This window comes from Pseudomonas sp. AMR01, from assembly GCF_041946035.1.
Taxonomy (GTDB): Bacteria; Pseudomonadota; Gammaproteobacteria; order Pseudomonadales; family Pseudomonadaceae; genus Aquipseudomonas; species Aquipseudomonas antarctica_B.
Window position 1 is genome coordinate 1 of sequence record NZ_JAUTYR010000148.1, and the last position, 565, is coordinate 565.

The following is a 565-nucleotide window of genomic DNA, read 5'->3' on the forward strand; positions in this document are numbered from 1 at the left end:
CCTGTATCGCTGGCCTTTCCAGGACCATTCCACTAACTTCCAAGAAACTTAAGGGCTAATCCCCGTTCGCTCGCCGCTACTGAGGGAATCTCGGTTGATTTCTTTTCCTCGGGGTACTTAGATGTTTCAGTTCCCCCGGTTCGCCTCATGCCACTATGTATTCATGACATGATAATGTGTCGAAACACACTGGGTTTCCCCATTCGGGTATCGCCGGTTATAACGGTTCATATCACCTTACCGACGCTTTTCGCAGATTAGCACGCCCTTCATCGCCTCTGACTGCCTAGGCATCCACCGTGTACGCTTAGTCACTTAACCTCACAACCCGAAGATGTTTCCATCGTTCGCGCTGCAAACATTTGAGAGACTCTATGACAGGTTACTCTTCATCCCAATACGTCTACGGAGGGATAAATTTCAGCCGTCATGTTTCAATTTTCAGCTTGTTCCGGATTGTTAAAGAGCATAATACTTCGCAGCACACCGTTGCCGGTACGCTCTGAAGTATTCAGAAAAAACAGTTAAAACGGTATGGTGGAGCTAAGCGGGATCGAACCGCTGA

Annotated in this window: 1 rRNA gene; it reads right to left on the reverse strand. The window is 48.1% G+C overall.

What is annotated here, in order from left to right:
* A 23S ribosomal RNA gene (locus Q7C20_RS26975) occupies positions 1–321 on the reverse strand; the annotation flags it as partial.
* Positions 322–565: the final 244 nt, after the last annotated feature.